At 56.7% G+C, this 1242-nt stretch carries 1 protein-coding gene; it reads left to right on the top strand.

Features of this window, described 5'->3' with window-relative positions:
• The first annotated feature begins 101 nt into the window (after positions 1-101).
• Positions 102-1220 (top strand): ISAs1 family transposase, encoded by a 1119-nt coding sequence (locus LWH48_RS18090; RefSeq protein WP_232913673.1) that lies wholly within the window; start codon positions 102-104, stop codon positions 1218-1220.
• Positions 1221-1242 lie beyond the last annotated feature (22 nt).

The following is a 1242-nucleotide window of genomic DNA, read 5'->3' as shown; positions in this document are numbered from 1 at the left end:
CAGGGAAAACGCATGAAAAACCGCTCTACGACGGGCTTCGTAGCGCTTTACCAGTAGGAGCTAATGTGGTCATCTAACGGCTTTTGCTCATGGATGACCCGATGCTTACACCGTCCCTTATGCACCATTTATCGATCGTTCCCGACTTCCGTCAGGCTTGGAAAGTGCAGCATCAGCTGTCGGATATCCTGTTCTTGACGGTCTGCGCGGTGATCTGTGGTGCAGAGGGTTGGGACGAGATAGAGGATTTTGGCCACGCAAAGCTCGATTTTCTGCGCCAGTACGGCGATTTTGAGGCTGGCGTGCCCAGCCATGACACCTTGGCCAGGGTCATGGCCCTGGTGAACGCTGAGCAGCTGCAAAGCGCATTCGCCGAGTGGATGAAGGCCTGTCACGATGTGACGGAGGGCGCGGTGGTGGCCATCGATGGCAAGACGCTGCGTGGATCGTACTGCCGAGGGAAGGGCAAAGGGGCGATACACATGGTCAGTGCCTTCAGTGCAGCGAATGGCGTGGTGCTGGGCCAGGTCAAGACGGCGGAGAAATCCAACGAGATTACGGCGATTCCCGAGCTGCTCAAGCTTCTCAACCTGCAAGGCTGTCTGGTGACGATCGATGCCATGGGGTGTCAGAAGAAGATCGCCACTCAGATCCTGCAGAAGGGTGCCGACTACCTGCTGTCCGTGAAGGACAATCAGCCGGCCTTAGCGGATGCCTTCGAAGCCGCATTTCCCATGGCCAAAGTGGCCAGCTTCGAGGGTGACGCCTATGTCACGGATGAGAAGAACCGGGGCCGGCAAGAGACCAGATACCATATTGTCAGCGAGGTTACTGAGGAATTTCAGGATCTTAGCTATGAATGGCCGGGACTGAAATCGGTAGGCGTGGTGATGAGTTTCCGCCAGGAAGGCGATGAGGTGCCAGAAGCCCCGATGATCCGTTACTACATCAGCTCTGCCGATCTGAGCGCCAAGAAGCTCGCCGAAGCGGCTCGCCAGCATTGGTTCGTGGAGAATAAACTCCACTGGTCTCTGGACGTGGCGCTCCGCGAGGACGCCTGCAAAATTCACCGAGGACAGGCGGCGGAAAACCTCGCCAGGATGCGTCATATCGCCTTGAATTACCTGAAAGGGGAGACCCGTTTCAAAGGCGGTATTCGGCGAAAGCAGAAGAAAGCCGCGCTGGATGAGACCTACCTCGCAGACATTCTCGCGGTGTAGGGTTTTTCATGCGTTTTCCCTG

Origin of the sequence: Halomonas sp. G15 (genome assembly GCF_021282295.1) — a bacterium.
GTDB lineage: Bacteria > Pseudomonadota > Gammaproteobacteria > Pseudomonadales > Halomonadaceae > Halomonas > Halomonas alimentaria.
This window is presented reverse-complemented; position numbering and strand designations above follow the sequence as displayed.